This window comes from Aquibaculum sediminis, from assembly GCF_040712085.1.
Taxonomy (GTDB): Bacteria; Pseudomonadota; Alphaproteobacteria; order Kiloniellales; family DSM-21159; genus Aquibaculum; species Aquibaculum sediminis.
The window spans coordinates 23,798-49,425 of sequence record NZ_JBFCVK010000004.1 but is presented as its reverse complement, the minus strand read 5'-3'; the positions used below and the strand labels follow the sequence as shown (position 1 = coordinate 49,425).

General features: G+C 65.1%; 25 protein-coding genes. 20 read left to right on the top strand and 5 right to left on the bottom strand.

All coding sequences use genetic code 11. The features are described from left to right. Window positions 1–225 precede the first annotated feature (225 nt). From ABZ720_RS07405 to ABZ720_RS07385, 5 genes are all read left to right on the top strand, one after another. A complete protein-coding gene (locus tag ABZ720_RS07405) occupies window positions 226–945 on the top strand; it encodes a response regulator transcription factor (protein ID WP_366554877.1) in 720 nt (239 codons plus the stop codon). Window positions 946–1,032: 87 nt separating this feature from the next. Next, window positions 1,033–2,265 carry an ABC transporter substrate-binding protein gene (locus tag ABZ720_RS07400; RefSeq protein WP_438264086.1) on the top strand — a complete coding sequence of 411 codons (1,233 nt, stop codon included), beginning with the start codon at window positions 1,033–1,035 and terminating at the stop codon, window positions 2,263–2,265. Window positions 2,266–2,349: 84 nt separating this feature from the next. Beyond that, window positions 2,350–4,224: an ABC transporter permease gene (locus tag ABZ720_RS07395; protein WP_366554876.1), complete on the top strand. Its 1,875-nt coding sequence runs from the start codon at window positions 2,350–2,352 to the stop codon at window positions 4,222–4,224. Next, window positions 4,221–4,997 (top strand): ABC transporter ATP-binding protein, encoded by a 777-nt coding sequence (locus tag ABZ720_RS07390; RefSeq protein ID WP_366554875.1) that lies wholly within the window; start codon window positions 4,221–4,223, stop codon window positions 4,995–4,997. The genes ABZ720_RS07395 and ABZ720_RS07390 overlap by 4 nt, the downstream gene beginning before the upstream one ends. Then, the gene (locus ABZ720_RS07385; RefSeq protein ID WP_366554874.1) at window positions 4,994–5,704 is read left to right on the top strand and encodes an ABC transporter ATP-binding protein; all 711 of its coding nucleotides are present in this window, start codon (window positions 4,994–4,996) and stop codon (window positions 5,702–5,704) included. The genes ABZ720_RS07390 and ABZ720_RS07385 overlap by 4 nt, the downstream gene beginning before the upstream one ends. 25 nt (window positions 5,705–5,729) lie before the next feature. Here the strand turns inward: ABZ720_RS07385 and ABZ720_RS07380 are convergent, their stop codons facing one another. The 5 genes from ABZ720_RS07380 to ABZ720_RS07360 form a co-directional block, all read right to left on the bottom strand. Beyond that, window positions 5,730–6,503: an ABC transporter ATP-binding protein gene (locus tag ABZ720_RS07380; RefSeq protein ID WP_366555165.1), complete on the bottom strand. Its 774-nt coding sequence runs from the start codon at window positions 6,501–6,503 to the stop codon at window positions 5,730–5,732. Next, complete coding sequence (locus ABZ720_RS07375) at window positions 6,503–7,261, bottom strand: ABC transporter ATP-binding protein (protein WP_366554873.1); 759 nt, start codon at window positions 7,259–7,261, stop codon at window positions 6,503–6,505. Before ABZ720_RS07375 ends, ABZ720_RS07380 begins: the two co-directional genes overlap by 1 nt. 5 nt (window positions 7,262–7,266) lie before the next feature. Then, on the bottom strand, window positions 7,267–8,400 hold the full coding sequence (locus ABZ720_RS07370; RefSeq protein WP_366554872.1) for a branched-chain amino acid ABC transporter permease: 1,134 nt from the start codon (window positions 8,398–8,400) through the stop codon (window positions 7,267–7,269). 7 nt (window positions 8,401–8,407) lie between these two features. Next, on the bottom strand, window positions 8,408–9,412 hold the full coding sequence (locus ABZ720_RS07365; protein WP_366554871.1) for a branched-chain amino acid ABC transporter permease: 1,005 nt from the start codon (window positions 9,410–9,412) through the stop codon (window positions 8,408–8,410). 94 nt (window positions 9,413–9,506) lie between these two features. Then, complete coding sequence (locus ABZ720_RS07360; protein WP_366554870.1) at window positions 9,507–10,847, bottom strand: substrate-binding protein; 1,341 nt, start codon at window positions 10,845–10,847, stop codon at window positions 9,507–9,509. A 208-nt stretch (window positions 10,848–11,055) separates the two neighbouring features. Between ABZ720_RS07360 and ABZ720_RS07355 the strand changes: the two genes are divergently transcribed. The 15 genes from ABZ720_RS07355 to clpS all read left to right on the top strand — a co-directional run bounded on the left by ABZ720_RS07355 (window position 11,056) and on the right by clpS (window position 25,625). Next, window positions 11,056–12,549, top strand: a complete 1,494-nt coding sequence (locus ABZ720_RS07355) for a helix-turn-helix domain-containing protein (RefSeq protein ID WP_366554869.1) — start codon at window positions 11,056–11,058, stop codon at window positions 12,547–12,549. A gap of 147 nt (window positions 12,550–12,696) precedes the next feature. Next, a complete protein-coding gene (locus ABZ720_RS07350; RefSeq protein WP_366554868.1) occupies window positions 12,697–13,071 on the top strand; it encodes a response regulator transcription factor in 375 nt (124 codons plus the stop codon). 9 nt (window positions 13,072–13,080) lie between these two features. After that, the gene (locus tag ABZ720_RS07345) at window positions 13,081–13,335 is read left to right on the top strand and encodes a DUF6332 family protein (protein ID WP_366554867.1); all 255 of its coding nucleotides are present in this window, start codon (window positions 13,081–13,083) and stop codon (window positions 13,333–13,335) included. Beyond that, a complete protein-coding gene (locus ABZ720_RS07340) occupies window positions 13,335–16,067 on the top strand; it encodes an ATP-binding protein (protein WP_366554866.1) in 2,733 nt (910 codons plus the stop codon). The genes ABZ720_RS07345 and ABZ720_RS07340 overlap by 1 nt, the downstream gene beginning before the upstream one ends. A 196-nt stretch (window positions 16,068–16,263) precedes the next feature. Continuing rightward, window positions 16,264–17,922: a cytochrome-c oxidase, cbb3-type subunit I gene (gene ccoN / locus ABZ720_RS07335; RefSeq protein ID WP_366554865.1), complete on the top strand. Its 1,659-nt coding sequence runs from the start codon at window positions 16,264–16,266 to the stop codon at window positions 17,920–17,922. Window positions 17,923–17,928: 6 nt separating this feature from the next. Continuing rightward, window positions 17,929–18,666, top strand: a complete 738-nt coding sequence (gene ccoO, locus ABZ720_RS07330; RefSeq protein ID WP_366554864.1) for a cytochrome-c oxidase, cbb3-type subunit II — start codon at window positions 17,929–17,931, stop codon at window positions 18,664–18,666. Window positions 18,667–18,672: 6 nt separating this feature from the next. Then, window positions 18,673–18,843 (top strand): cbb3-type cytochrome oxidase subunit 3, encoded by a 171-nt coding sequence (locus tag ABZ720_RS07325; RefSeq protein WP_275818963.1) that lies wholly within the window; start codon window positions 18,673–18,675, stop codon window positions 18,841–18,843. Next, on the top strand, window positions 18,834–19,709 hold the full coding sequence (gene ccoP / locus ABZ720_RS07320) for a cytochrome-c oxidase, cbb3-type subunit III (protein ID WP_366554863.1): 876 nt from the start codon (window positions 18,834–18,836) through the stop codon (window positions 19,707–19,709). The genes ABZ720_RS07325 and ccoP overlap by 10 nt, the downstream gene beginning before the upstream one ends. Then, a complete protein-coding gene (locus tag ABZ720_RS07315) occupies window positions 19,706–19,915 on the top strand; it encodes a hypothetical protein (protein ID WP_366554862.1) in 210 nt (69 codons plus the stop codon). Before ccoP ends, ABZ720_RS07315 begins: the two co-directional genes overlap by 4 nt. Before the next feature lie 49 nt (window positions 19,916–19,964). Then, window positions 19,965–20,816, top strand: coding sequence for a DUF2189 domain-containing protein (locus ABZ720_RS07310; RefSeq protein ID WP_366554861.1), 852 nt, complete (start codon window positions 19,965–19,967; stop codon window positions 20,814–20,816). After that, complete coding sequence (locus ABZ720_RS07305; protein ID WP_366554860.1) at window positions 20,813–23,110, top strand: cation-translocating P-type ATPase; 2,298 nt, start codon at window positions 20,813–20,815, stop codon at window positions 23,108–23,110. Before ABZ720_RS07310 ends, ABZ720_RS07305 begins: the two co-directional genes overlap by 4 nt. After that, window positions 23,107–23,295, top strand: a complete 189-nt coding sequence (ccoS, locus tag ABZ720_RS07300; RefSeq protein WP_366554859.1) for a cbb3-type cytochrome oxidase assembly protein CcoS — start codon at window positions 23,107–23,109, stop codon at window positions 23,293–23,295. The genes ABZ720_RS07305 and ccoS overlap by 4 nt, the downstream gene beginning before the upstream one ends. Window positions 23,296–23,496: 201 nt before the next feature. After that, the gene (locus ABZ720_RS07295) at window positions 23,497–24,291 is read left to right on the top strand and encodes an SDR family NAD(P)-dependent oxidoreductase (RefSeq protein WP_366554858.1); all 795 of its coding nucleotides are present in this window, start codon (window positions 23,497–23,499) and stop codon (window positions 24,289–24,291) included. A gap of 219 nt (window positions 24,292–24,510) precedes the next feature. Next, window positions 24,511–25,050, top strand: coding sequence for a phasin family protein (locus tag ABZ720_RS07290; RefSeq protein ID WP_366554857.1), 540 nt, complete (start codon window positions 24,511–24,513; stop codon window positions 25,048–25,050). Window positions 25,051–25,295: 245 nt separating this feature from the next. Next, entirely contained in the window at window positions 25,296–25,625 is a 330-nt protein-coding gene (gene clpS, locus ABZ720_RS07285) for an ATP-dependent Clp protease adapter ClpS (protein WP_275818977.1), read from the top strand. The last annotated feature ends 3 nt before the right edge of the window (window positions 25,626–25,628 follow it).

Sequence of the window (25,628 nt, the reverse complement as noted above, 5' to 3'; positions counted from 1 at the left end):
ACGGCTGAGGCGGGTACGGCGTGCTTCGCCTGAGCCAAAGGTCATTCTTCTTTTGCCAAAGGCCAGACATGTTTTACCAAAGGTGGGCCTTGAGGGTAAGGTGTCATGCTGTCGCTATTCGAAGTATGGCGACGCGGGTATTGGCGAGTGGGGACGCCGACGGTGGAGGCCATGCATAAGGGGCGCATCAGCAATTTTCGATCTGAGTGTTGGGGGAGAGACAGTTTGACGACAGAGGGGGTGCAACGGGTCGCGGGGCGCCTGCTGGTGGTGGAGGATCAGGATCTTGTGGCCGAAACCATCACCTCTTTCTTGCATCGAGAGGGCTTTGCGGTCGATCACGCGAACAGTCTGGCCCGGGCGCGCGAGTGTCTGGGGAGCAGGGCGTACGATCTGGTCATCCTCGATATCACGCTGCCCGACGGGGATGGACTCGAACTGGTCCCTTTTTTCCAGCTGACCGGGGGTCCGGCGGTCATCATCGCCTCTGGCAAGGGAGAGGAGCGGGATCGCGTGCTGGGCCTGGAACTGGGAGCCGATGACTATTTGGTCAAGCCCTTCTCCCTGCGCGAATTGGCGGCGCGAGTGCGCGGCGTGTTGCGGCGCAGCTTAGGAGAAAGCGCCGGGGTTGGACGCGCGCTGGAGTTCGGGGCCTATCGCCTCAACCCCACTGATCGCAGCCTGACGCACGCCACAAGAGGCGAGGTGCTCCTGACGACGGCGGAGTTCGACGTACTCGTCTGTCTCGCCCAACACTTGGCCGCGGTGGTCACGCGCGAGGTTCTGACCGAGAAAGCCCTAAATCGACAGTGGCAGCCCTTGGATCGGTCGGTGGATCAGATCATTGTGTCCTTGCGCCGCAAACTTGAAGAGCGCGGTGAACTGGGTGTGCGGATCGTGACCGTACGCGGACAGGGATACCTGTTGCGCGCCGGACGCTTATAGGCGTCGCCCGCAAATGATCTATACTTACGACGATGCGCTTGCGCTCTTGCGCACGATCGCCAGGACGGAAACGAAGAAGGAAGCGGCATGATGCACGGCAGGTGGTTCAAGGGTTTCCTGGGGGCAGCGGCGCTGGCGCTGGGCGTGGGGGCGGGTCTGCTGACCGGGCCGGCCGGGACGGCGGCGGCCCAGGACCCCATCCGCATCGGCGAGTTCAACAGCTACACTGGCTTTGCCGCTTTCACGCTGCCCTATCGCGATGGCTGGACCCTGGCGCTGGAAGAAATCAATGACGCCGGCGGTGTGCTCGGTCGGCCACTGGAGGTCATCAGCCGCGACGATGGTGCTTCGCCTGCCGATGCAGTGACCGTGGCCAATGAGCTGGTTGCCCGCGAGGGCGTGGACATTCTCTTCGGCACCTTCTTGAGCAATGTTGGCGTCGCCGTGTCGGATTTTGCCAAGCAGCGCAAGGTGCTGTTCCTCGCCGCCGAGCCCCTGACCGACACGCTCGCCTGGTCGCTGGGCAATCGCTACACCTTCCGCCTGCGCCCCGGCACCTACGTTCAGGCCGCGATGCTGGCGGAGGAAGCGGCCAAGATCGATGAGGCGGTGCGCTGGGTGACCATCGCGCCGAACTATGAGTACGGCCAGGCGGCGGTCGCCGCCTTCAAGGACCTTTTGAAAGAGCGCCGGCCGGACGTCGAGTTCGTGGCCGAGCAGTGGCCGGGCCTGGGGCAGATCGATGCCGGCGCTGCGGTCCAGGCGCTCGAAGCCGCCGATCCCGACGCCATCTTCAATGTGACCTTCAGCGGCGATCTCGCCCGCTTTGTGCGGGAAGGGGAGGTGCGCGGCCTCTTCGAGGGCCGCACCGTGGCTTCGGTGCTCTCAGGCGAGCCGGAGTGGATCGATCCCTTGGGCGCCGAAGCGCCGGAAGGCTGGATCGTCACCGGTTATCCCTGGTACGCCATCGACACGCCGGAGCATGACCGCTTCCTGGAGGCCTATCAGGAACGCTTCGACGACTATCCACGCCTCGGCTCCGTCGTCGGCTATGCGGCCCTCCACTCGATTGCCGATGCCATCGAAACCGCGGGTACCGCCGAGGTGGAAGCGGTGATCGATGCCTTGCGCGGACTGACCATCGATTCGCCCGTGGGGCCGATCACCTATCGCGCAATCGACCAGCAAAGCGATATGGGGGCCTATGTCGGCCGCCTGACGGTTCAGGACGCCAAGCCGCGCATGGTCGACTGGCGCTTCGGCGCAGGCAGCGACTATCTTCCCGACGACGAAACCGTGCGGCAGCTTCGCGGCGAGTGAGCGCGCCGCAGCAGTTCGAGGCATGCCGCATGGCATTGTCTTCCGGCTGCTTCCAGGCCGCGTGAGAGGGCCGGCACGTAACCCATGGAATTCCTGCTGCAGCAACTGCTGACCGGGCTCGCCAGTGCCTCCGGCCTCTTCCTCGTGGCCAGCGGTTTGACGATTATTTTCGGGGTGACCCGTATCGTCAATTTTGCCCACGGCAGCCTCTACATGCTGGGCGCCTACCTGGGCGTCAGCCTGATCGGGCTGTTCGGCGGGGGGGCGCTGGGTTTCTGGGGCGGACTGCTGCTGGCGGCCCTGGTGGTGGGGGCGGTGGGCGCCTTTTTCGAGATGGCGGTGCTGCGGCGCATCTATCAGGCGCCTGAGCTCTTCCAACTGCTGGCAACCTTCGGCCTGGTGCTGGTGGTCCAGGACGCAACGCTTTGGATCTGGGGCGCGCAGGACCTGTTGGGCCCGCGCGCGCCGGGGCTGGGCGGAGCGACGCAACTCTTCGGCCTTCGGGTTCCCACCTACGACATCTTTCTCATTCTCTTCGCACCAGTGGTCCTCGGCACCCTCTGGCTGCTGTTCAATCGCACCCGTTGGGGCATCCTGATCCGCGCGGCGACCCAGGATCGCGAGATGGTCTCGGCCCTGGGCGTGAACCGGAAATGGCTTTTCACCGGGGTCTTCTTCCTCGGCGCGGCCCTGGCCGGGCTCGGCGGGGCAGTGCAGCTTCCCAAGGGCAGCGCGCACCTGCACATGGACCTGCAGATCATCGCTTCGGTCTTCGTGGTCGTCGTCGTGGGCGGCATGGGCTCGATCTTGGGGGCCTACCTGGCCGCCCTCCTGATCTCGCTGATCCGGGTCCTGCTCATCACCAATGCACAGGTCACCCTCGGAGGCGTGGCGGCCTGGCAGATGGAACTGGTTTCCATGTTCCTGGTGATGGCGCTGGTGCTGATCCTGCGCCCCTGGGGTCTGCTCGGCCGCCGGGAGGTGCTGGGCTATCAGCACAGCGGCACGCCTGAGCCGATGCTGCGTCCCGCCGACCGCAGCCTGCAGCTGGCGGGCCTGGCAGTTCTCGTGCTGCTGCTTGTGCTGCCCTGGATCGCCGGTCCCTACCTGGTGTCGGTGGCGACCGAGGTGCTGATCTTTGTTCTCTTTGCCGCCTCGCTGCAGTTCCTCATGGGGCTGGGCGGCGTGATCTCCTTCGGCCATGCCGCCTACTTCGGTCTTGGCGCCTATGGCGTCGGCCTGGCCGTTCGCCATTGGGGCGCGCCGATGGAACTGGCGCTGCTGGCCGCGCCGCTGCTGGCGGCGGGTGGCGCGCTGCTCTTCGGTTGGTTCTGCGTGCGGCTCAGCGGTGTCTATCTCGCCATGCTCACGCTCGCCTTCGCGCAGATCGCCTGGTCCATCGCCTTCCAGTGGATCGAGCTGACCGGCGGCGACAATGGGATCATCGGCATCTGGCCGCCGGCCTGGGTGGGCAGTGTGACGGCCTACTACTACTTCGCCGGTACCATCTGCGTGATCGCTGTGCTGCTGCTGCGGCACTTCGCCTTCGCGCCCTTCGGCTACACCCTGCGCGCCGGACGGGACTCGCCCCTGCGTGCTGATGCCATCGGCATCGATGTGCGCCGGCACCGTTGGCTGGCCTTCACGCTGGCCGGCAGCTTTGCCGGGATTGCCGGGGGCCTTTTTGCCTACCTCAAGGGCTCGGTGTCCCCGGAGGCCATGGCGCTGCCCTTGTCGGTGGACGCTTTGGTCATGGTGCTGCTCGGCGGGGTCCAGGCCCTGACCGGCCCCATTGCCGGGGCGGCGGCCTTCACCCTGCTGAAGACCGAACTGCTCAGCCTGACCAACTACTGGCGCGCCATACTTGGTTGCATCATCATCCTGCTGGTCGTGCTCTTTCCCCAGGGTCTGGCCGGCGCCACGGCTGGCCTGCGCCGCCGCGGGGAGGGGCAGGCATGACCGCCTTGCTGCAGGTTCGCGGCCTGTCCAAGGCTTTCGGCGGCGTGCAGGCGGTGCGCGCCGTGGACTTCGACCTGAAGCCCGGCGAACTGCTGGCCATGATCGGCCCCAACGGAGCGGGCAAGTCCACCTGCTTCAATCTCATCAACGGTCAGCTGCAGCCCGACGCCGGCAGCGTGCGGCTGGCGGGTGAGGCGTTGATCGGCCTGACGCCGCGGCGGATCTGGCGCCTCGGGGTCGGCCGCACGTTTCAGATCGCCGCTGCCTTTGCCTCCATGTCGGTGTGCGAGAACGTGCAGATGGCGTTGATCGCCTATCATCGGCGCTTGCGCGCCCTGCTGCCCTCGGCCAGCGCGCTTTACCGGGATGAGGCAATGGCACTGCTGGAGCAGGTGGGCATGGCCGGCCAGGCGGAGCGCGCCTGCGGCATTCTGGCCTATGGCGACATCAAGCGGGTGGAACTGGCACTGGCATTGGCAGCCGCGCCGCGGATGCTCCTGATGGACGAGCCCACGGCCGGCATGGCCCCGGCCGAGCGCAAGGCGCTGATGGCGTTGACGGCGAGCATCGTGCGCGAACGCGGCATCGCCGTGCTCTTCACCGAGCACGACATGGATGTGGTCTTCGGCCACGCCGACCGCATCATGGTGCTGGATCGCGGCCAGAAGATCGCCGAGGGCGAGCCCGAGGCCGTGCGTGCCGATCCCCAGGTGCAGGCAAGCTATCTCGGCAGCGGCGCGCCGGCGGGTGCGGGCTGGGAGGTGGACGCATGAGTCCAGTGCTGCAGGTCGAAAACCTCGAGGCCTTCTACGGCCGCGCCCAAGTGCTCTTCGGCCTCTCCTTTGCCGTGGCCCGCGGAGAGGTCGTTGCCCTCATCGGGCGCAATGGTGCCGGAAAGTCGACCACGTTGAAGGCGATCATGGGCATGCTCGCGGGCACCAGGGGGCGGGTCCATTTCGCCGGGCAGGAGGTGACCGGCTGGCCGTCGCATCGCATCGCCCGCCTGGGGCTGGGCTACGTACCCGAGGAGCGGCGGATCTTTCCCGAGCTCACTGTGCTGGAGAACCTCGAGGTGGGGCGCCAGCCGCCGCGTGACGGGGCCCCGCAGTGGACACCGCAACGCCTCTTCGAGCTCTTTCCCAACCTTGGAGAGATGCGCGAGCGTGCGGGTGGCCGCATGTCCGGCGGCGAGCAGCAGATGCTCACCATCGCGCGCACCCTGATGGGCAACCCTCAGGCGATCCTGCTGGATGAGCCGTCGGAAGGCCTCGCCCCCGTGATCGTCGAACAAATGGGACGCACCATCGCCGCACTGAAGGGCGAGGGGCTGAGTGTCCTGCTGAGCGAACAGAACCTACAGTTTGCCGGCGCTCTGGCGGACCGCGCCTGCGTCATCGAAAGCGGACAGCTCCGCTTTGAGGGGAGTATGGCCGCCCTGCGCGCCGACCGGGCAGTGCGAGAGGCCTACCTCGGCCTTTGAGTTTCAGCCTTCCGCCCCAGGCCGATCAGATCGCCAGATACTGGTTGCGCAGGTCCTCGTTCGCCAGCAACTCGTCCGGCGAGCCGCTGTAGACGATCTGTCCCATGTCGAGGATGAGCGCGCGGTTCGCCAGTTGCAGCGCCGCCACGGCGTTCTGCTCCACGATGATGGTGGTGATGCCGAGATTCTTGATCTCGCGCACGATGCCCTCGATCTCGCGCACGATCACCGGCGCCAAACCTTCATAGGGTTCGTCGAGCAGCAGCAGCTTGATGTCGCGGGCCAGGGCGCGCGCGACCGCCAGCATCTGCTGCTCGCCGCCGGAGAGCGTGATGCCTTCCTGCTTGCGGCGCTCCGCCAGGCGCGGGAAGTGCTGGTAGATCTGCTCCAGGGGCCAGCCCTTGGGCTCGGCGATCTGGGCGAGCTGCAGGTTCTCTTCCACGGTGAGGCCGGGCACGATCCGCCGGTCTTCCTGGACCAGCTGGATGCCCTTTCGCGCGGCTTGAAAGTCCTTCAGCTTGTGAATGGCCTCGTTGCCGAGCCAGATCTCGCCGCCCTTGAGTTCGGGCTCCGACGCGCGGGCGATGGTGCGCAGGGTGGAGGTCTTGCCGGCGCCGTTGCGGCCGAGCAGCGCCACGATGTCGCCCTCGGCGATCGCGAAGCTGACGCCCTGCACGATATAGCTTTCGCCGTAGTAGGCGTGGATGTCCTTCACGCTGAAGTAGGGCTTGGTGGCGCTTGCCGCGGTCGGACCGGCGGGGGTGGCTTCCTGGCTCGCAGCCTGCATCGTTGCCTGCATCACTGATGGCCTCCGAGATAGGCTTCCTGGACCTTGGGGTTGCCGCGCATTTCCTCGGGCGTGCCCTCGGCGATGATCTGCCCCTGGGCCAGCACGGTGATGCGGTCGGCCAGGGAGAAGACGACGTGCATGTCGTGCTCGATGATCACCTTGGTCATCCCCCGTTCCTTGATCTTTTTCAGCAGATCGATGGTGGAGTTGGTGTCGTGGCGGGACATGCCGGCGGTGGGCTCGTCGAGTAGGAGCAGGCGTGGATGCTGAACCAGCCCCATGGCGAGTTCCAGGCGCCGCTTGTCGCCGCGCGACAGGCTGGAAGCGACCTGGTTGCGCTGGGCGCCCAGGCCGACGTCTTGCAGCCAGTGTTCGGCCTCGTCCTGGATCTCCTGCTGTCCCACCACCGACTGCAGCATGTTGAGCCGGAAGGCGCCGTCGCGCTTGGCGAAGGCCGGAACCATGACGTTCTGCATCAGGGTCAGGTCCGGAAAGATCTCCGGGGCCTGGAAGACACGCACGATGCCCATCTGGTTGATCTCGTGCGGCTGCTTGCCGGTGATCACCTCCCCGTCGAAGACCACGGCACCGGTGTCGGGCGGCAGGCGCCCGATGCAGACATTCAGCAGGGTCGACTTGCCGGCGCCGTTGGGGCCGATGATGGCGTGCGTCGTGCCCGCCTTCACCTGCAGATCGATGTCCGAGAGAGCCCGCAATCCGCCGAAGCTCTTGTGCACATCGGCAACGTGTAGAACGACGTTATCCATCCTGGTCACTCCGCCGGCTTGAGCTTGCGGCTGCCGTCATCCTGCTTCGAGGAGCGGCGCACGCGGTTGCCAATCCTGCGCGCGCCTTCCATCAGGCCACCGGGCAGGAAAATCACGATCAGCATGAAGACAATGCCCAAGGTCAGGTGCCAGCCTTCGCCAACGAAGGGGGCGGTGATCTGGACCATCACATATTCCAGCCCATCAGGCAGGAAGGAGAAGGCCTCGTGCAGCTTGCCTTCGTGATAGGCGGAGAAGATGTTCTCGAAGTACTTGATCACCCCGGCACCGATCAGCGGACCCAGTAGGGTGCCGGCGCCGCCCAGGATGGTCATCAGCACCACCTCGCCCGAGGCGGTCCACTGCATGCGTTCAGCCCCGGCCAGCGGATCGGTGGCGGCCAGCAGGCCTCCGGCCAGGCCGGCGTACATGCCCGAGATGATGAAAGCCGTGCGAGCATAGGGCTTGGTGTTGAAGCCGGTGTAGGCCATGCGCGTCTGATTGGACTTGATGGCGCGCAGCATCATGCCGAAGGGCGAGCGGCTGAGTCGCATGGCGAAGTAGAAGCAGAGGATCAGGACGATCGCACAGAAGTAGAAGCCGTAGATGCCGCTCAAGCTGATGCCGAAGAAGTTCGGCGTCGGGATGCCCTGTGCCTCGATCCCGACCAGGCGGTCCAGGATGCGCGCATCGCCGATCGCCAGCTGCAGGCCCGTCTCGCCGTTGGTGATCGGCGTGAGCACCGAATAGGCCAGATTGTACGACATCTGCGCAAAGGCCAGGGTCAGGATCGCGAAGTAGATGCCCGAGCGCTTGAGGCAGATATAGCCGATGGCTGCCGCGAAGAGCCCGCCGATCAGCACGGCGAAGGCAACCGCAGGCAGGGCGTTCATGGTGAAGAGTTTGAACGACCAGACCGCGGCGTAGGATCCGGCGCCGAGAAAGGCGGCATGGCCGAAGGAGAGATAGCCGGTCATGCCGAAGAGGATGTTGAAGCCGATCGCGAAGATGCCGTAGATGGCGAACTTCTGCATGAGGTCGGGATAGGCCGCGCCGAAGGGCTGGAGCCAGATCGGCATGGTCAGGACCACCAGCGTGAAGATGGCCATGTAGAGGAGTTCGTTGCGTGCGGTGCTCATGGGAGGCTCAATTCTCCATCACGCCCTTGCGCCCCATCAGTCCGCGCGGGCGGGCGAGGAGGACGATGACGGCAATGAGGTAAATGATCACCTGGTCGATGCCGGGCAGCACATTCTTGACGATGGTCATCGACGCGAAGGACTGCAGGATTCCCAGCATGAACCCTGCCAGCACGGCACCGCTGACCGACCCCATGCCGCCCACAACCACGACCACGAAGGACAGCACCAGGAAATCCATGCCCAGGTGATAGCTGGGTGGCACGATCGGCGTGTACATCACGCCGGCCAGACCGGCGACCACGGCGGCGATGCCGAAGACCACGGTAAAGCGCTTCTGGATGTCGATGCCAAGGAATCCCACCGTCTGCCGGTCTTCCATGCCGGCGCGCACCACCATGCCGTAGGTGGTAAAGCGCAGGAAGGCGATCACCAGCCCCACCACGAACAGGGAAAATGCCAGGTATATGAGACGCCAGTAGGGATAGCTGATGCCGCCCAAATCGGCGCTGCCGGAGAGGCTCGCGGGTGCAGCCTGGGGCAGGGGATTGGCACCGAAGCCGGCCTTCACCAGTTCCTGGATGACGATGGCCAGCCCGAAGGTGACGAGAATCTGCTCGGCATGCGGGCGCTTGTAGAAGAAGCGGATCAACCCGCGCTCCATGGCCCAGCCGATCAGAAGCATCACGGGAATGGCCACGAGTATGGAGATCGGCACCGCGTAGTTCACGAGGAGGGCACCGAAGTCGCCCAGCCAGGCCTGCACCAGGGGTGTGCGGATCTCCATCGGCGAGCCCCAGGGGGTCAGCTTGTCCGGGTCGACGGTAACCGTTTCGAGCTTGAGCAGGCGGCCGAAGGTGACGGCGACAAAGGCGCCGATCATGAATAGCGCCCCATGGGCGAAATTGACGACGCCCAAGGTGCCGAAGACCAGCGTCAGGCCCAGCGCGATCAAGGCATAGGCCCCGCCCTTGTCCAGGCCGTTCAGCAGCTGCAGCAGAAACACGTCCATGGTTGTTGTGCCTTCCTGGAGGAAGCAGTCAGCCGGAAGCAGAATAGGAAGCGGCCGCGGCCGGCAGGGGCCGACCGCGGCCGTCAGACGTCGATCAGCAGGCCGTGTTCACCGGGCCCATTTCACCACCGAAGATCTCGGGGTCATACATCACGTCTTCCGTCGGAACCTCGCGCACCACCTCGAGCAGGTCGAAGCGGTCGGAGGGATCCTCCTTACCCTGCACGACCAGAACCGGCTTGAAGCACTGATGGTCGCTGCCCCGGTAGATCGTCGGGCCGTTGCCCAGGCCGTCGAACTCGAAGTCCTCAAGAGCCTCGACGACGCCCTCGGGGTTGAAGGTGCCGGCCATCTCGCAGGCATTGGCATAGAGCAGGGTTTGGACGTAGCAGGTTTGCGCGGCCTGCGACGGCGGCGTGCCATACTCTTCACCGAAGGACTTGGTGAAGGCCTGCGTACCCGGGTTCTGCAGCTTCCAGTCCCAGTTGGCAGTGCCGAAGATGCCCTTGATGGCATCGCCCGCACCCTGGGCCATCAGTTCGGAGAAGAGCGGCACGACGATTTCGAAGTTCTTGCCGTTGGCCTGCTGCTCGCGGATGCCGAACTGAACCGCCTGAGTCAGCGAGTTCACCATGTCCTGGCCGTAGTGGTTCAGGATCAGCACGTCGGCGCCCGAGTTGATCACCGGCGTCAGGTACTGCGAGTAGTCCGAGGCGCCCAGCGGCGTGAGCACCGTCTCGACCGTCTCCCAGCCCAGCGCCTCGGTGGCGTTGACGATGGATTCCTGCTGAGTCCAGCCCCAGGTGTAGTCGGCCGTGAGGTGGTAGGCGCGACGGTCGCGGCCATAGGCATCGCCGATTACCGGCGCGATGGCCTGGCCAGACATGTAGGCATTGAAGAAGTGGCGGAAGCCGTTACGCCGCTTGTCCTTGCCCGTCGTGTCGTTGGAGTGGGTCAGGCCGGACATGAAGATGATGCCCATGTCCTGGCACAGGGACTGCACCGCCACGGCCACGCCGGAGGAGGAGCCGCCGGTGATCATGACGGCGCCGTCGCGCTCGATCATGCGGGTTGCCGAGGCCCGGGCCGCGTCGGACTTGGTCTGGGTGTCGCCGGTGACGTAGTCGACCTTCTTGCCCAGGACGCCGTTGCCCTTGAGCACGGAGCCCGTGAAGGTGTTGAGCATGCCGCCGTCGCCCTCACCGTTGAGATGCTTCACGGCAAGCTGATAGGCCCGCAGTTCGTCCGCGCCCTCGTCGGCATAGGGGCCGGTCTGGGGCACGTTGAAGCCCAGCACAACCGACGAGCCGCTGGGCATGTTGCAGAAGTCCTGGGCGTTGGAGGGCCTGGAGAAGATGGTCGGCATGGCCAGGCCGGCGCCGGCCACGGCCGTACTCTTCAGAAAGACGCGCCGATTGATCCTGTTGAAAGTCATTTGTTTCCTCCCCGGTTCGGGTGGCTCGCGTTGTCGGAGCCGATTGGTCTTGGCGATATCGCCAGACTGCATTCTTCCCAGAATCTGTCACGGCGACAACAAGATATTGTTTTAATTGAATAATTTTGTCAGTTTTTGTATTGACTGGCCACGGCGGCTGTAAATTATTTACAATCCATCTGCACGCGTCGCCGCGGGGAGGAACGGGATGGGGCGGGATGTCACCGGTTTCAAGATCAGGACGCTGCGCCGGGAGCAGGGCCTGGCGCAGGGCGAACTGGCGCGTCGTTCCGGTATCTCGCCCTCCTATCTGAACCTCATCGAGCGCAACAAGCGCAGCGTGGCCGGTGCCCTGCTGGACCGCATCGCCGACGGTCTCGGCGTGCCGCGAGCGGCACTGGACGGCGTGGCTGAACGTCGGGCCATAGATACGCTGCAGGAGATCCCCGCGGATCCTGCCCTGCTAAGCGGCGGAGAAATGCCCGGTTCGGCGGATGAATTGGTCGGGCAGCAACCGGGCTGGGCGCGACTCCTCATTCGGCTCTACCAAGCGTATCAGGATCGCAACCAGGCGGTCCTGGCGCTGGCCGACCGCATGAACCGCGATCCCTTTCTCGGTGACAGCGTCCACCGCATCTTGACCCAGGTGACCTCCATTCGAGCCGCGGCGGAGATCCTGGAACTGGACGAGCCTTTGTCGCCTGCAGACCGGCAGCGCTTCTTGGCGATTGTCTCCTCGGACAGCCAACGCCTCTCCCAAAGTGCCCAGGCCCTGGCCGACTTCTTCGACAGCGCCCAGGTCCGGGTGCGCTCGGCCACGCCGATGGAGCATGTGGATGCCTTCATTCTGGAGAAGGACAACCACTTCCCGGAATTGGAGGAGATTGCCACCTCTGTGATACGGCAAATGGCTCCGGGGGAAAGTCCCGCGGAGACGTTGCGACGTCTCCATCCCGCCTTGGGGTCTTCGGAAACTGGCACGGGCGTTCGCGATGCCATGCGGCCGGCGGACTCGCAGTTGCTGCATGAGGTGCGCGCCTTCGTGCGCCACCTGGGTGGCGACGCCATTGCGGCCCTCGTGCAGGAGGCGAGAGTACTGGAAACGGAGGAGGCGCGTGCCCTGGCGACCTCGGCGCTGGAGTCCTATCTCGCGGCGGCCATCGTCATGCCCTACGACGCCTTCTTGGAGGCAGCCGAGGCCGAGCGCTACGACCTCGACCTCCTGATGCGGCGCTTCCACGTGTCCTATGAGCAGGCGGCCCACCGACTGGCCACGCTGCGCCGTCCGGACGCACCGGGGGTGCGCTTCGCCTTCATGCGCTCCGATCCCTCGGGCTACGTCACCAAGCGCCTGCCGCTCAATCGCCTGCCGCTGCCGCGCTACGGCACGGCCTGTCCGCTCTGGGTGGTCTACAGCGCCTTCCAGACCCCGGGCATGACTGTGCGCAATTTCGGTGAGTTGCCGAGCGGGGAACAGTTCCTTTTCTTTGCCCGCGCCGTGGAAAAGCATCCCGCCCATGCCGGCTATCCACGACATCTCTTGTCGGTCATGTTGGCCTGTGCCGAGGAGGATGCCCACCGGGTAACGGCGGGCGACGGCATAGACCGGGCCCACGCGATGATTCCGCTGGGAACGGTCTGCCGCCTCTGCTCCCGCCTCGACTGCGCCTTTCGCCAGGAACAGCCGCTGATCATGCAGTGACGACGTGGAGCGACCGGAGGAGCACCATAGGCGGAGGCTGCCTGCCGCTTGACACGACAAGTGGCAGCGGGTTTCCACAAAATGCTTGTGAATGCTTCGCGTCGGACGTGTAATCTGGGCAAAAGAAAGAGGGGGCGCGTTTAGAGATTGGCACAGGAACCGATCCTTGTTGTCGAGGACGAAGCCAACATCGTCGAGGCCCTGAGCTACATATTACAGCGCGCGGGCTTCGCGGTGGAGGTGGCAACCGATGGGGTTGTCGCCTTGGAACGCCTGCGCCGGGAGCGCTTTGGCGCCGTGGTGCTGGACCTGATGATTCCGCGCATGAACGGCTTCGAACTGCTCAAGGCGGTGCGCGAGGACCAAGCTTTGGCCGACTTGCCCGTTCTGGTCCTGACCGCCAAGGGGCAGGCCAAGGACCGGCAGACCGCGGAAGAGATCGGGGCCAGTGCTTTCATCACCAAGCCTTTCTCCAATGCGGAGGTGGTCGAGCGCCTCCGCAGCTTTACCGGCGGGCCCTAGGGCAGCGCCATGACCGATTGGGAGACCCGGAGCCAGGCGACCCGAGACGCGGCCACGGTCCTGCCCTTTGCAGCGGCCGTACTGCTCGCCCCACCGGTGGTACTGATCTTCGCAGCACCCCAGTTACTGTTCGGCATCCCGCTGATCGTTCTCTACATGTACGGGGTCTGGGCGGCTGCCATCCTCGCGGCCTACGTGATCGCCCGACGGCTTGAGCGCCTGGACGCCGACGGCGGGCGGGAGGATGCGGACGGAAACGGCTGATGCTCAACGCCGACTTCGTCATTCTGACTTGCCTGCTTTACGTCGCGATACTCTTCTGCGTCGCGTTTGCCGGCGACCGCAAGGCGCGGCGTGACCCCGGTGGCTGGCTGTCCTCTCCGCTGGTCTACACCCTTTCCATTTCGATCTACTGCACGTCCTGGACCTTCTACGGGGCGGTGGGTTCGGCAGCGCGTGATGGGCTCGAATTCGCCACCATTTATCTTGGGCCGATGATCGTCTTCACCGGCTGGTGGGTCTTCCTGCGCAAGCTTGTGGCGGTGGGACGGGTGCACCAGACCACCTCGATCGCCGACTTCATCTCTGCGCGATTCGGCAAGAACCCGGGCCTGGGGGCCATGGTGACGCTGGTGGCACTCTTTGCAACCGCGCCCTATATCGCGTTGCAGCTCAAAGCGCTCGCCGACAGCTTCCAGGTGATCACCTTTCCCCAGGGCGCTATCGTTGCCGCCAACACGGCCCTGGAGCCGGACTACGCGGTGGCCTTCTGGCTGGCGGCCGGCCTGTGCACCTTCGCTATCATCTTCGGTGTACGCAACCTCAACGTGAATGAGCATCACCACGGCGTGATCGCGGCCATCGCGCTGGAGGCTGTGGTCAAGCTGGTGGCGCTGGTCATTCTCGGCGTGTGGGTGCTGATTGCCCTGCGCGGCACGCCAAGCGAACTCTTGGCCAACGCCCCGGTTAGCCTGCTTCGTCCCGAGGACACCTTCGGTACGCGCTGGGTGACGCTGTGCTTTCTGTCGGCTGTGGCCGTGATCTGCCTGCCGCGCCAGTTCCAGGTCACGGTGGTGGAGAACTCCAGCGAGAGGCAGTTGCGGACCGCGTCCTGGCTTTTTCCGCTCTATCTGTTTCTTCTCTGCCTGTTCGTCTTGCCCATCGCCATCGCCGGGCTCAATCACCTGCCGGCGGGCTCCAACCCCGACCTTTACGTGCTCACCCTGCCGTTGAACAACAATCAGCACCTGCTGGGGCTTCTGGTTTTTCTGGGCGGCTTCTCCTCGGCGACCTCCATGGTGATCGTTTCGTCCATCGCCTTGTCGACGATGATCTCCAACCACCTGATCGTCCCGCTCGCCTTGCGCTTTTCCGTCATTCCCTCGGCCAGCGCCCAGAGCGTGCGGCGTTTCATCCTGAACACCCGCCGCGCGTCGGTCATCTTCATCGTCTTCCTGGGATTTCTCTATTACTGGCTCAGTGGCACTTCGAGCGCCCTGGCCTCCATCGGGCTCATCTCCTTTTGCGGCGTGGCGCAGTTCCTGCCGGGTATCGTCAGCGGCCTCTTCTGGCGCCGGGCCAGCGACAGCGGCGTGATCGCCGGTCTGATCGCCGGCTTCATGCTCTGGGCTTATACCCTCTTCCTGCCCAGCTTCGGCGGCATGCCCTTCATGCCGATCTCGGTGATCGAGGGAGGGCTGTTCGGATTCGCCTGGCTCAAGCCCTACGCACTTTTCGGCCTGTCGGGTTTCGATCCTCTGGTGCATGCGGTCTTCTGGAGCCTCTTCATCAACACGACGCTGCTGATCGGGACTTCGCTGCTCACGGAACCCACACCCCTGGCGCGACTGCAGTCCACGCTCTTCATTGACGTTTTCCGGCGCCAGACCGAGAGCGAGCAAAGGATCATGCGGCGCACCGCGCGGGTGGCGGAGTTGCGCCAGGTCGCCGAACGCATTCTGGGACCGCGGGATGCGCTCCAGCTCTTCGCCAGCGGGCAGGGCGCCGAGCGCACCGTGATCGCCAGTGACGACCTGCTGAGCCAGGTGGAGCAGCGACTCGCCTCGCACATCGGCGCCGCCTCGGCGCGCTCGCTGGTCTCCCGGGTTGTGACCAACGAGACGATCAGCGTGCAGGAACTCAAGCGACTGGCCGGGGAGGCCGAGCAGATTCGCGCCTATTCAGAGGAGCTGGAACGCAAGTCGCGGCAGATCGAGGAGGCGGCGGCGGAGCTGGCCTCGGCGAACCGGCGCCTGCGCGAGATCGACAAGCAGAAGGACGAGTTCTTGAGCCAGGTGAGCCATGAGGTGCGCACCCCCATGGCCTCGATCCGCTCCTTCAGCGACATCCTGCTGCACGACCGGGAGATGGACGAGGCGCGCAAGCAGCGCTTCCTTGAGATCATCCAGAACGAAAGCATCAGGCTCACCCGCCTGCTCGACACCATCCTGCACCTGAATCAAATGGAGCGCGGCGAGCCCGCCTGGACACTCGAACTCCTGGATCCCGAGGAAGCCCTGGATCAGGCGTTGGAGAGCTGCGAAGCCTTGGCGCACTCTGCGGGCGTGTGCCTGGAGCGCGGGATGCGGGCCGGAAATGTCCGCGTGCTGGGCAACGCGGACAAGCTGGCCCAGGTCTTCATCAACCTGATTTCCAACGCCATCAAACACAACGCCGACCCCGAGCCCTTGGTTCGGGTCACCAGCGCGATTCGCGAGGGTGTCTACGAAGTCCGCATCGCGGACAACGGTCCCGGCATCCCGCAGCAGGAGCGTGAGCTCATCTTCATCAAGTTCGAGCGCGGGCGCTATGCCGGGCGCAGCGGCGCGGGGCTGGGCTTGCCGATCAGCCGTCAGATCGTGGAGCGCTTCGGCGGCAGCCTGGAACTCGCGGAAAACTGCGAGCAGGGGGCCGAGTTCGTGGTGCGGCTGCGTCCGGTCGAGGTAGGGAGCTCCCGCGATGCGGGAGGGGAGGCACCCCCGGCTGCCGCCAAGTGAGCGACACTCACCCTCCGGGAACCCGGGAACTGTGTGTCGCGCGGCAAAGAGCCTCATACGCAATTCTACGCATTGTGGTGATTTGGCTCTTGGGCGAGTTTAGCCTGTCGGAGAATGGAGAGGTGAGCCGAGGCCGGGTCGTGCGTCTGCACGGTTGGCGGTCATGGCGAGACCTGCGTCAGTAATCGGGGGTAAAATGGTTGGCCAGCTCACGAAGACCGAGCGGCAGTTCGGCCTTGCCATCGCCGTGCTCGTCACGCTGCTCGGCCTGGCGATGGCTGCGGCCGGTCGGCAGGACCTGCTCGGCGTTCACGGTCTCATCGTCGTTGCCTTCGGTGTCGGCGCCGCCTTTCTGGTGATTTCCGGCGCCCACCTGCCGGAGCCTGCCAAGGAGCGGCTGGCGCGCTACTACGACGATCCCATTAAGGTCGGCATCATCATCTCGATGATCTGGGCCATCTTCGGCCTGTTCATCGGTGTTTGGGTTGCAGCCCTGCTGGCCTGGCCCGAACTGACCTTCGATGCGGCCTGGTCGAGCTTCGGGCGCCTGCGGCCGGTGCACACCACCTCGGTGATCTTCGGATTTGGCGGCAACGCGCTGATCGCCACCTCTTTCCATGTGATGCAGCGCACCTCACGCGCACGCATGCCGGGCCAGCTCAGCCCCTGGTTCGTTCTGATCGGCTACAACCTCTTCTGCGTGCTGGCCGTCAGCGGCTATTTTATCGGCATCACCCAGTCCAAGGAGTACGCCGAGGCCGAGTGGTATGCGGACCTTTGGCTGGTCGTGGTCTGGGTGACCTATCTGGTGCTCTACCTGCGAACCCTGGCCCGCCGGCAGGAGCCGCACATCTACGTGGCCAACTGGTACTATCTGGCCTTCATCCTGGTCGTGGCGATGCTGCATATCGTGAACGGCCTGGCGATGCCGATCTCCCTGGCGAGCGCCAAGAGCTACCCGGTCTTCTCCGGCGTGCAGGACGCCATGGTGCAGTGGTGGTACGGTCATAACGCCGTGGCCTTCTTCCTGACCGCCGGTTTCCTGGGGATGATGTACTACTACCTACCCACCCGGGCGGGGCGGCCGATCTTCTCCTATCGCCTGTCCATCATCTCCTTCTGGGGCATCACCTTTTTCTATATGTGGGCGGGTTCGCACCACCTGCACTACACCGCCCTGCCGCACTGGGTGCAGACACTGGGCATGACCTTCTCCGTCATGCTGCTGGTGCCCTCCTGGGCCTCTGCGGCCAACGCGCTCCTGACCCTGAACGGCGCCTGGCACAAGGTGCGCGACGACGCGACCCTGCGCTTCATGATGGTGGCAGCGGTGTTCTACGGGCTCAGCACCTTCGAAGGCTCTTTCCTGGCCATTCGCTCGGTCAACTCGCTCTCGCACTACACCGACTGGACGGTGGGGCACGTTCACGCCGGTGCCCTGGGCTGGGTGGCGCTGATCACCTTCGGGGCGATCTACGCCGTCGTGCCGAAGCTGTGGAACCGCAAGAGCATGTATTCCTGGAAGCTGGTGGAGGTCCACTTCTGGCTCGCCCTGGCGGGAACGCTGGTCTACGTCTTCGCCATGTGGAACTCGGGCATCATCCAGGGCCTGATGTGGCGCACCTACAACGAAAGCGGGACCCTGGCCTACTCGTTCCTCGAGTCCATGATCGCCATGCACCCCTACTACGTTGCCCGCACCTTCGGCGGACTGCTTTTCCTCACCGGGGCGGTGGTCGGGTTCTACAACATCTGGAAGACCATCAAGGAGGCGCCGGCGGTGCAGGAAGAAACTGCCCCCGATCGTCCCGTCACCCTGCCGGCGCGCGCCGGCACGGTCGAGGCCGGGGAGTAAGCGGCGATGTTCGGAGCACACTACAAACTCGAACGCCACTCCATCGGCTTTGCCCTGGCCATCATCGTGGTGGCGAGCATCGGCGGGCTGGTGGAAATTGCGCCGCTCTTCACCATCGACGAAACGGTGGAGGAGGCCCCGGACATGCGGGTCTACACCCCGCTGGAGCAGGTGGGCCGCGACATCTACATCCGGGAGGGCTGCTATGCCTGCCATTCCCAGATGATCCGCACCCTGCGCGACGAGGTGGAACGCTATGGACCCTACTCGCTTGCAGTGGAATCCCAGTACGACCATCCCATGCAGTGGGGCTCGAAGCGGACCGGGCCCGACCTGGCCCGCGTCGGCGGCAAATACTCCGATGAATGGCACGTCGCACACCTCAACAACCCGCGTGACGTGGTGCCGGAGTCGGTCATGCCGGCCTACTCCTGGCTCAGCCGCAACAGCCTGGACATGAGCGACGTCCACCTGCGCCTCAACGCCCTCAGCAAGATCGGCGTGCCCTACAGCGAGGAGATGATCGCCAACGCCCAGGCCGACACCTACGGCCAGGCCATGCCGAACAGTGATCGGGCGTCCGGGGTTGTCGAGCGCTATGGGGAGGCGACCAACGTGCGGACTTTCGACGGCAATCCCGACCGCGTGACCGAGATGGACGCGCTGGTGGCTTATCTGCAGGTGCTCGGCCGCTTGACCGACGCAGCCTACGGAACGGACGCAGCAGAAGCGTTGGAGGAGTGAGGGCCCATGCCTTTCGAGCACGAATCCCTGGTGGCTTTCGCCAAATCATTCGGCCTTTTCTATCTCTTCGCGTTCTTCATTGGCGTGCTGATCTACGCACTCTGGCCATCCAACAAGAACCGCTTCGATCGTGCCGCCCACAGCATTCTCAATGATGAGGACCGGCCATGTCGGTAGGCGAGCGCGATCCCCATACCGGTCACATGACGACCGGGCACGACTGGAACGGCATCAAGGAACTAAACACGCCGGTCCCCAAGCCTGTGCTGTACTTCCTGGCGGCGACCGTAATCTTCTCGCTGGTCTACTGGGTGCTCATGCCGGCTTGGCCGCTGGGTGTGACCTACACCAAGGGGCTGCTGGGCATCGATCAACGCACCACGGTTGAGGCGCGGCTGAGCGAGGCGGCGCAGGAGCGGTCGAGCTGGTCCGAGGCCCTGGCCGAGCAGGATTTCGGCCAGATCGCCGAGGACGACACCCTCATGGCGATCGTGCGGCACAGCGGCAGCACGCTGTTCGGCGACAACTGCGCCGTTTGCCATGGCGAGCGCGGCGAAGGTGGACCTGGATACCCCGCGCTGACCGATGGGACCTGGCTGTGGGGCGGCGAGGCGGAGGATATCTGGGAGACCCTGCGTGTCGGCATCAATGCCGAGCACCCCGAGACCCGCATCGCCCAGATGTTGGCCTTCGGGCGGGACGGCATCCTCGACCGCCAGTCGGTTCTGGACACGGTGAGCTACGTGCAGTCGCTCTCAGGCGCCACGGAGGGCCTCGACCCCGAAGCCGTGACGCGCGGAGAAGAGGCCTTCGCCATGAACTGCTCCTCCTGTCACGGCGAAAGCGGGCAGGGCGACACCACCATGGGCGCACCCGATCTGACCGATGGCTTCTGGATCTACGGCGGCGATCGCAACTCCATCTATCAGTCGGTCTTCCATGGGCGGCAGGGGCATATGCCGCAGTGGGAGACGCGGCTGAGCCCGGTGGAGCGCAAGATCCTGACGCTCTACGTGCGTGACCTGGGGGAGCAGGCGCGATGACAGCGCCGAAGGAGGCCACCGCCCGTCGGCGCTGGCGTCCCAGGCTGCTCATCGGCCTGGCGGTGGCGGCCGGTGTGCTGATCGTGGTGGGCGCCAATGCGCACCTCCTGCACGTCGCCCTCACCTCCCAGCCGGAGTGCGTGCCGCACGAGAAGGTGAGCGACGGGCAGCCGGACAGCTTCCGTGCTGCCCGCTCCTCCTGTTGATTGAGAATGATGACCTGCCCAGAGACACAGGCAAAGCGAGCGCAGTGACATGACGAGGCTTCCCGATCCCGTACCGCCGCTTCCGCGCGACCGTGGCCTGAAGCGCGATCTTCCCGTTTCCGCCGCTTTCGACTGGCTGGGGCAGGGCTGGTCCGACTTCAAGGCTCAGCCGGCACCCAGCCTTGCCTACGGCATTGCGGTTTTCATCGTCTCTCTGCTGGTGGTCGCAGCGCTGGTCACCCTGTCCATGGACTACATCCTGCTGCCGGCCCTGGCCGGTTTCATGGTTGTCGGGCCGGCGCTGGCGATTGGCCTCTACGAGAAGAGCCGGCGACTGGCGGACGGCGAGTCCGTCGGCCTCATGGACATGCTGCGGGTGCACTCGCGCTCCGGCGGCCAGGTCGTCTTCACCGGCGTCCTGCTGATGCTCCTGATGCTGCTGTGGATGCGCGCCGCCGTGCTGCTCTATGCCCTTTTCTTCGGTCTGACGCCCTTCCCGGGCCTGGGGGAGGTGATCGGCCTGCTGTTCACCACTGCTTTGGGATGGGGCTTGCTGCTCGTCGGCAGCCTGGTGGGCGGGCTCTTTGCTGCCTTCGCCTTTGCTATCAGCGTCTTCTCGGTCCCCATGCTGCTCAATGAGCGCAGTGACGCGCTGACGGCCATGGGCACCAGCATGGCGATGGTCTGGAAAAATCTGCCGGTGATGATCACCTGGGGCGCCATCGTCGTGGTGCTTTCCGCGGGCGGTGTGGCCACGGGCCTGCTTGGCCTGATCGTGGTCTTCCCGGTGCTGGGTCATGCCACCTGGCATGCCTACAAGGCCATGCGCCGCGAATCCCACATCGCCGAGCAGGCCGAGGCGTCGGCGGCCCAGGATCGAGCCAGGGAAGCCGTTACGTGACCTGCTGCCCGTCCAGGTCGGTGGAGTCCGGGCCGGTCGAGCCCAGTTCGATCGAGCGCGACCGTTCATCGGCCGCCGCCGGGCGGGAAGAGTTGCGCCTGGAAAGCCGCAGGACGGACGAGGGGCAGCATGTGGTTGAGCTCGCCGTTCCCGCCATGCATTGCGGCGGCTGTATCCGGCGCATCGAAGGCGCGCTCAACGCCTTGCCCGGCGTGGTGGGGGCTCGGGTCAATCTGACCGCCAAGCGCGTGGCCGTGCGCTGGGACGGCGGGGATCCCCCGCCCCTGTTGGAGACGCTGCAGGATCTGGGCTATGACGCCCACTTCTATAGCCCGACGGAAGACCGCAAGGACCGGGTGCTTTCCGAGCTGCTGCGCGCGCTCGCCGTGGCCGGCTTCGCGGCCGGGAACATCATGCTCCTGTCGGTGTCGGTCTGGTCGGGTGCCGATGCGGAGGCCCGGAACCTCTTTCACTGGATATCGGCGGCCATCGCGCTGCCGGTGCTGGCCTATTCCGGCCGGATCTTTTTCCGCTCCGCCTGGGCGGCGCTGCGGCGCGGGCAGACCAACATGGACGTGCCGATTTCCATCGGCGTGCTGCTCGCCTTCGGCATGAGCCTTTACGACACCATCCATCACGGCCCGCACGCCTACTTCGATGCCACGGTCATGCTGCTGTTCTTCCTGCTGATTGGGCGCACGCTGGATCATGTCATGCGGGAGCGGGCGCGCTCGGCAGTGGCGGGCCTGGCGCGACTTGGGGCGCGCGGTGCGGTGGTCGAGGATGCGGAGGGGCGTCGCCGCTACCGGCCCGTCGAGGACATCGAGGTTGGCGCGCGGGTGCTGGTAGCTGCTGGCGAGCGCGTGCCGGTGGATGGCGAGGTGCATTACGGTACATCCGATCTCGACGCCTCCCTGGTGAGCGGGGAGAGCGCCCCCATGACTGTTGCGCCCGGTGCCCGGCTCCAGGCTGGTACGCTGAACCTCACCGGGCCGCTGACGCTGCGGGCGACGGCCACCGCGCGCGATTCCTTCCTGGCCGAAATGATCCGCTTGATGGAGAGCGCCGAGGCCGGACGCGGCACCTATCGCCGGATTGCCGACCGCGCCTCGCGGCTCTATGCCCCGGTGGTGCATTCCCTGGCGCTGCTCAGCTTCCTCGGCTGGATGGTGGTGGCGGGGGATTGGCATCTGGCCGTGACCATCGCCGTTGCCGTCCTGATCATCACCTGTCCCTGTGCCCTGGGCCTCTCGGTGCCGATGGTGCAGGTGGTCGCCGCGCGTCGCCTCTTCGACCAGGGCATCATGGTCAAGGATGGCGGTGGGCTGGAGCGGCTCGCCGAAGTGGACACGGTGGTGTTCGACAAGACCGGCACCCTGACCCTCGGCCGCCCGCGCCTGCTGGAACGCGACCGCCTGGACCACGAAAACCTGGGCATCGCGGCGGCATTGGCGGCGCATTCGCGCCACCCGCACTCGCGCGCGCTGCTGGACGCGGCGAGCACGCAGGCGCCCAGGCTGACTTTCGACCGGGTGGAAGAGCGTCCGGGCTATGGGCTCGAGGGCCGGATCGGCGAAACCGTTTATCGCCTGGGCCTGCCGTCCTGGGCGCTGGCGGAGGGGGAGAACCTTCCCGACGGCGGCACTGTGCTGAGCCGCGACGGCCGGCCGCTTGGGCTCTACCACTTCGAGGACCCCTTGCGACCCGCTGCGGCGGATGCCGTGGCAGCACTGAAACGGCGCGGGCTGAGCGTGGAGATCCTTTCCGGTGACCATGCTGGCGCGGTCGAGAACCTGGCCCGGCGCCTCGGCGTGACGGAGCATCGGGCCGCGACCCGGCCGGCGGACAAGGCGGCGCATCTTGCGGCCCTGGCTGCGGCCGGACGCCGGGTGCTAATGGTCGGCGACGGACTCAACGACGCGCCGGCCCTGGCGGCCGCACATGTCTCGATGGCGCCGGCCAATGCCGCCGATGTCGGGCGCAACGCGGCGGATCTCGTCTTCCTGCGCGACAGCCTCGAGGCTGTTCCCGGCGCACTGGCCATCGCTGAGCGGGCCGGGCGGCTGGTGCAGCAGAACTTCGCGCTCTCGCTGTTCTATAATGTGTTGGCCTTGCCCTTTGCGGTGCTCGGCTTCGTAACCCCGCTGATCGCCGCGCTGGCCATGTCGCTTTCGTCCATCCTCGTGGTGGCCAATGCCTTGCGCCTCAACGCTGGTGCGCGTCGGTCGCGGCGCTCAGTGATCTCCGAAGGGCATCCGACTGGCCCCGCCGCCGCCCCGGAGGCAGCTTTATGACGGCCCTGCTCTGGCTCATCCCCATCTCGCTCGGGCTTGGGCTTATCGGCCTGGGCGCCTTCCTCTGGTCGCTGCGCAGCGGGCAGTACGAGGATCTCGACGGTGCGGCGCAGCGCATCCTCTTCGACGAAGAAGATGGTCCCGGTGGCCCAAAGGGGGACCAGACCGGATCGCGTTCAATCTGAACCACAAGGTTTCAGATTGAACGCGTGAATCCGGTCTAGCACCAAAAAGGTCGTGCAGATTCACGCGTTCCACTTGGATCGCAAAGCGATGCCAATTGAACGCGATCTGCACTCAGGACAAGCTTTGCACTGACCCTTCCCGGGCAGACGTGTTAATGCCTCGCCCATCCCAGATGTCGAGCGGAGGCGCAGCAGCCGACCATGAGCAGTGAACAGCAAGCTGAGCAGACTCCCAGCGGCGTGCCGTTGAACCCGCCAGCGGGAGAGCGCCGCACCGTGGTGCTGACAGGCGCCAGCCGCGGGATCGGTCACGCCACGGTGCAACGCTTCAGCCGCGAGGGCTGGCGGGTCATCACCTGCTCGCGCGAAGGCATTCCCGACGAATGCCGTCGCGATCCCAACTGGACCCACCACATCACGGTCGACCTCGGCGATCCGGCCGGCGTCGAGGACTTTGTCGAACAGGGCAATGCGGTGCTGGGCGACGGCGGGCTGCACGCGCTGGTCAACAACGCCGCGGTGTCGCCAAAGACCCCCTTCAAGGAACGGCTTGGCTGCCTCAACGGCGAGATCGAAGGCTGGCGGCGGGTCTTCGAGCTCAACTTCTTTGCGCCGCTGGTGCTGGCCCGCGGCTTTGCCGTGCCCCTGCGCAAGGCCCAGGGCTGCATCGTCAACATTACCTCCATCGCCGGGCACGCCATCCACCCCTTTGCCGGCTCGGCCTACTCCACCTCCAAGGCGGCGCTTTCGGCCCTGACCCGCGAGATGGCGGTCGAGTTCGCCGAATTGGGTGTGCGCGTCAACGCGGTGGCCCCGGGCGAGATTGAAACCGCGATGATCGGCCCGGAGTACGAATCGCTGATCCCGCGCATTCCGCTGCGGCGCATGGGCACGCCGGACGAGGTGGCCGGCGCGGTTTTTCGCCTCTGCACGCCGGATTTCGGCTATGTCACCGGTTCGGAGGTGTTCGTGACCGGGGGGCAGCATCTCTTCTGAGCTCAGGTCTTCTGAGTTCTGGCGGGCAACCCTTATGGGGAATTTTTGTTGCGGCGCACAAAAACTGCCTTGACTCCCGATAGGGGCTGATTATGTTCCTGTCATGCTGCACTGCAGCAAAGCGGTCACCCGGAACAAGGTACCGTTCAAGGGGACGCGGCATCAGGGATGCGCGTTCTCCACAGAATGCAGCCCCCTAGAACTCAGGAGATATTTGCCATGTCCACCGCTTCCAGCAAGAAGAACAATTCCGCCCAGGACGCCATGAAGCCCGTCGAGGCCGCCGTCAATGCCGGCAAGGAAAGCGTCGAGGCTTTCGTGAAGGTCAGCACCGACGCTGCCTCCAAGCAGTACGAGCAGGCCATTTCCATGACCCAGGAGCAGGTCGAGAAGACCTCCGCTTCCCTGTTTCAGAACTACAACGAGCTGACGTCTGTGAACCAGGCGAACTTCGAGGCCTTCGTTGCCTCCAGCAACAGCTTCGCCAAGGGCTTCGAGGCGCTTAGCAAGCAGATGCTCGCCATGACCCAGGCGAACATGGAGCAGAGCCTCTCCGCTTCCAAGAAGCTGATGGGTGCGAAGACCGCTCAGGAGTTCGTTGATCTGCAGAGCGAGTTTACCCGCGGCCAGATCGACAAGATGCTCTCTGAGTCGGCCAAGCTGACCGAGCTCAGCGTGCAGGTCGCCAATGAGGCTTTCCAGCCGCTGCAGTCGCGCATGCACCAGAACGTCGAGAAGATGATGAAGCCGGCGGCCTGACCGTCTGCAACATCCCGGTCATACCGGTCTTGAAGGGCCCGGCGGAGCGATCCGCCGGGTCTTTTTGATTCTGCCCGCTGTTGCAGCCGATGGGAATGCCTATATCCCTGTGAGGGAAGACGAGTGGATCCTGCCGGTCCGGACGGGCAGCAGGAAGCCGTCATCATCCGCCGTGATTCGTGATAGGCTGTGCGCACGCGATAGGTAACGGGCCCGCCGGGCCCGCGGATAGGGTTGAGGGTGATATGAGTGATGATCAGGGCGGCAGCGGCGGCCGCGGCCCCTCCACACAGGTGGTGGTTAAACCCCGTGTGCGGCCAAAGAAGCCGGCACTCTACAAAGTGTTGATGTTGAACGACGACTACACACCCATGGAGTTTGTCGTTCATGTTCTGGAACGCTTCTTCGGGAAAAATCGTGAAGAAGCAACGCAGATTATGTTGCACGTGCATCGGCGTGGTGTTGGGATTTGTGGAGTCTTTACCTACGAGGTGGCCGAGACCAAGGTGACCCAGGTGATGGACTACGCACGCAAGCATCAGCATCCGCTGCAATGCACGTTGGAAAAGGAGTAGGCG

Excerpts from the sequence above, each read along its gene's own strand:
- ABZ720_RS07310 (WP_366554861.1), top strand. The coding sequence starts at position 19,965 with ATGACGAGGCTTCCCGATCCCGTACCGCCGCTTCCGCGCGACCGTGGC.
- ccoP (WP_366554863.1), top strand. The coding sequence starts at position 18,834 with ATGTCGGTAGGCGAGCGCGATCCCCATACCGGTCACATGACGACCGGG.
- ABZ720_RS07325 (WP_275818963.1), top strand. The coding sequence starts at position 18,673 with ATGCCTTTCGAGCACGAATCCCTGGTGGCTTTCGCCAAATCATTCGGC.
- ccoO (WP_366554864.1), top strand. The coding sequence starts at position 17,929 with ATGTTCGGAGCACACTACAAACTCGAACGCCACTCCATCGGCTTTGCC.
- ABZ720_RS07295 (WP_366554858.1), top strand. The coding sequence starts at position 23,497 with ATGAGCAGTGAACAGCAAGCTGAGCAGACTCCCAGCGGCGTGCCGTTG.
- ccoS (WP_366554859.1), top strand. The coding sequence starts at position 23,107 with ATGACGGCCCTGCTCTGGCTCATCCCCATCTCGCTCGGGCTTGGGCTT.
- ABZ720_RS07380 (WP_366555165.1), bottom strand. The coding sequence starts at position 6,503 with ATGCAGGCAACGATGCAGGCTGCGAGCCAGGAAGCCACCCCCGCCGGT.
- ABZ720_RS07290 (WP_366554857.1), top strand. The coding sequence starts at position 24,511 with ATGTCCACCGCTTCCAGCAAGAAGAACAATTCCGCCCAGGACGCCATG.
- ccoN (WP_366554865.1), top strand. The coding sequence starts at position 16,264 with ATGGTTGGCCAGCTCACGAAGACCGAGCGGCAGTTCGGCCTTGCCATC.
- ABZ720_RS07315 (WP_366554862.1), top strand. The coding sequence starts at position 19,706 with ATGACAGCGCCGAAGGAGGCCACCGCCCGTCGGCGCTGGCGTCCCAGG.
- clpS (WP_275818977.1), top strand. The coding sequence starts at position 25,296 with ATGAGTGATGATCAGGGCGGCAGCGGCGGCCGCGGCCCCTCCACACAG.
- ABZ720_RS07400 (WP_438264086.1), top strand. The coding sequence starts at position 1,033 with ATGATGCACGGCAGGTGGTTCAAGGGTTTCCTGGGGGCAGCGGCGCTG.
- ABZ720_RS07340 (WP_366554866.1), top strand. The coding sequence starts at position 13,335 with ATGCTCAACGCCGACTTCGTCATTCTGACTTGCCTGCTTTACGTCGCG.
- ABZ720_RS07385 (WP_366554874.1), top strand. The coding sequence starts at position 4,994 with ATGAGTCCAGTGCTGCAGGTCGAAAACCTCGAGGCCTTCTACGGCCGC.
- ABZ720_RS07355 (WP_366554869.1), top strand. The coding sequence starts at position 11,056 with ATGGGGCGGGATGTCACCGGTTTCAAGATCAGGACGCTGCGCCGGGAG.
- ABZ720_RS07370 (WP_366554872.1), bottom strand. The coding sequence starts at position 8,400 with ATGAGCACCGCACGCAACGAACTCCTCTACATGGCCATCTTCACGCTG.
- ABZ720_RS07365 (WP_366554871.1), bottom strand. The coding sequence starts at position 9,412 with ATGGACGTGTTTCTGCTGCAGCTGCTGAACGGCCTGGACAAGGGCGGG.
- ABZ720_RS07395 (WP_366554876.1), top strand. The coding sequence starts at position 2,350 with ATGGAATTCCTGCTGCAGCAACTGCTGACCGGGCTCGCCAGTGCCTCC.
- ABZ720_RS07360 (WP_366554870.1), bottom strand. The coding sequence starts at position 10,847 with ATGACTTTCAACAGGATCAATCGGCGCGTCTTTCTGAAGAGTACGGCC.
- ABZ720_RS07345 (WP_366554867.1), top strand. The coding sequence starts at position 13,081 with ATGACCGATTGGGAGACCCGGAGCCAGGCGACCCGAGACGCGGCCACG.
- ABZ720_RS07375 (WP_366554873.1), bottom strand. The coding sequence starts at position 7,261 with ATGGATAACGTCGTTCTACACGTTGCCGATGTGCACAAGAGCTTCGGC.
- ABZ720_RS07390 (WP_366554875.1), top strand. The coding sequence starts at position 4,221 with ATGACCGCCTTGCTGCAGGTTCGCGGCCTGTCCAAGGCTTTCGGCGGC.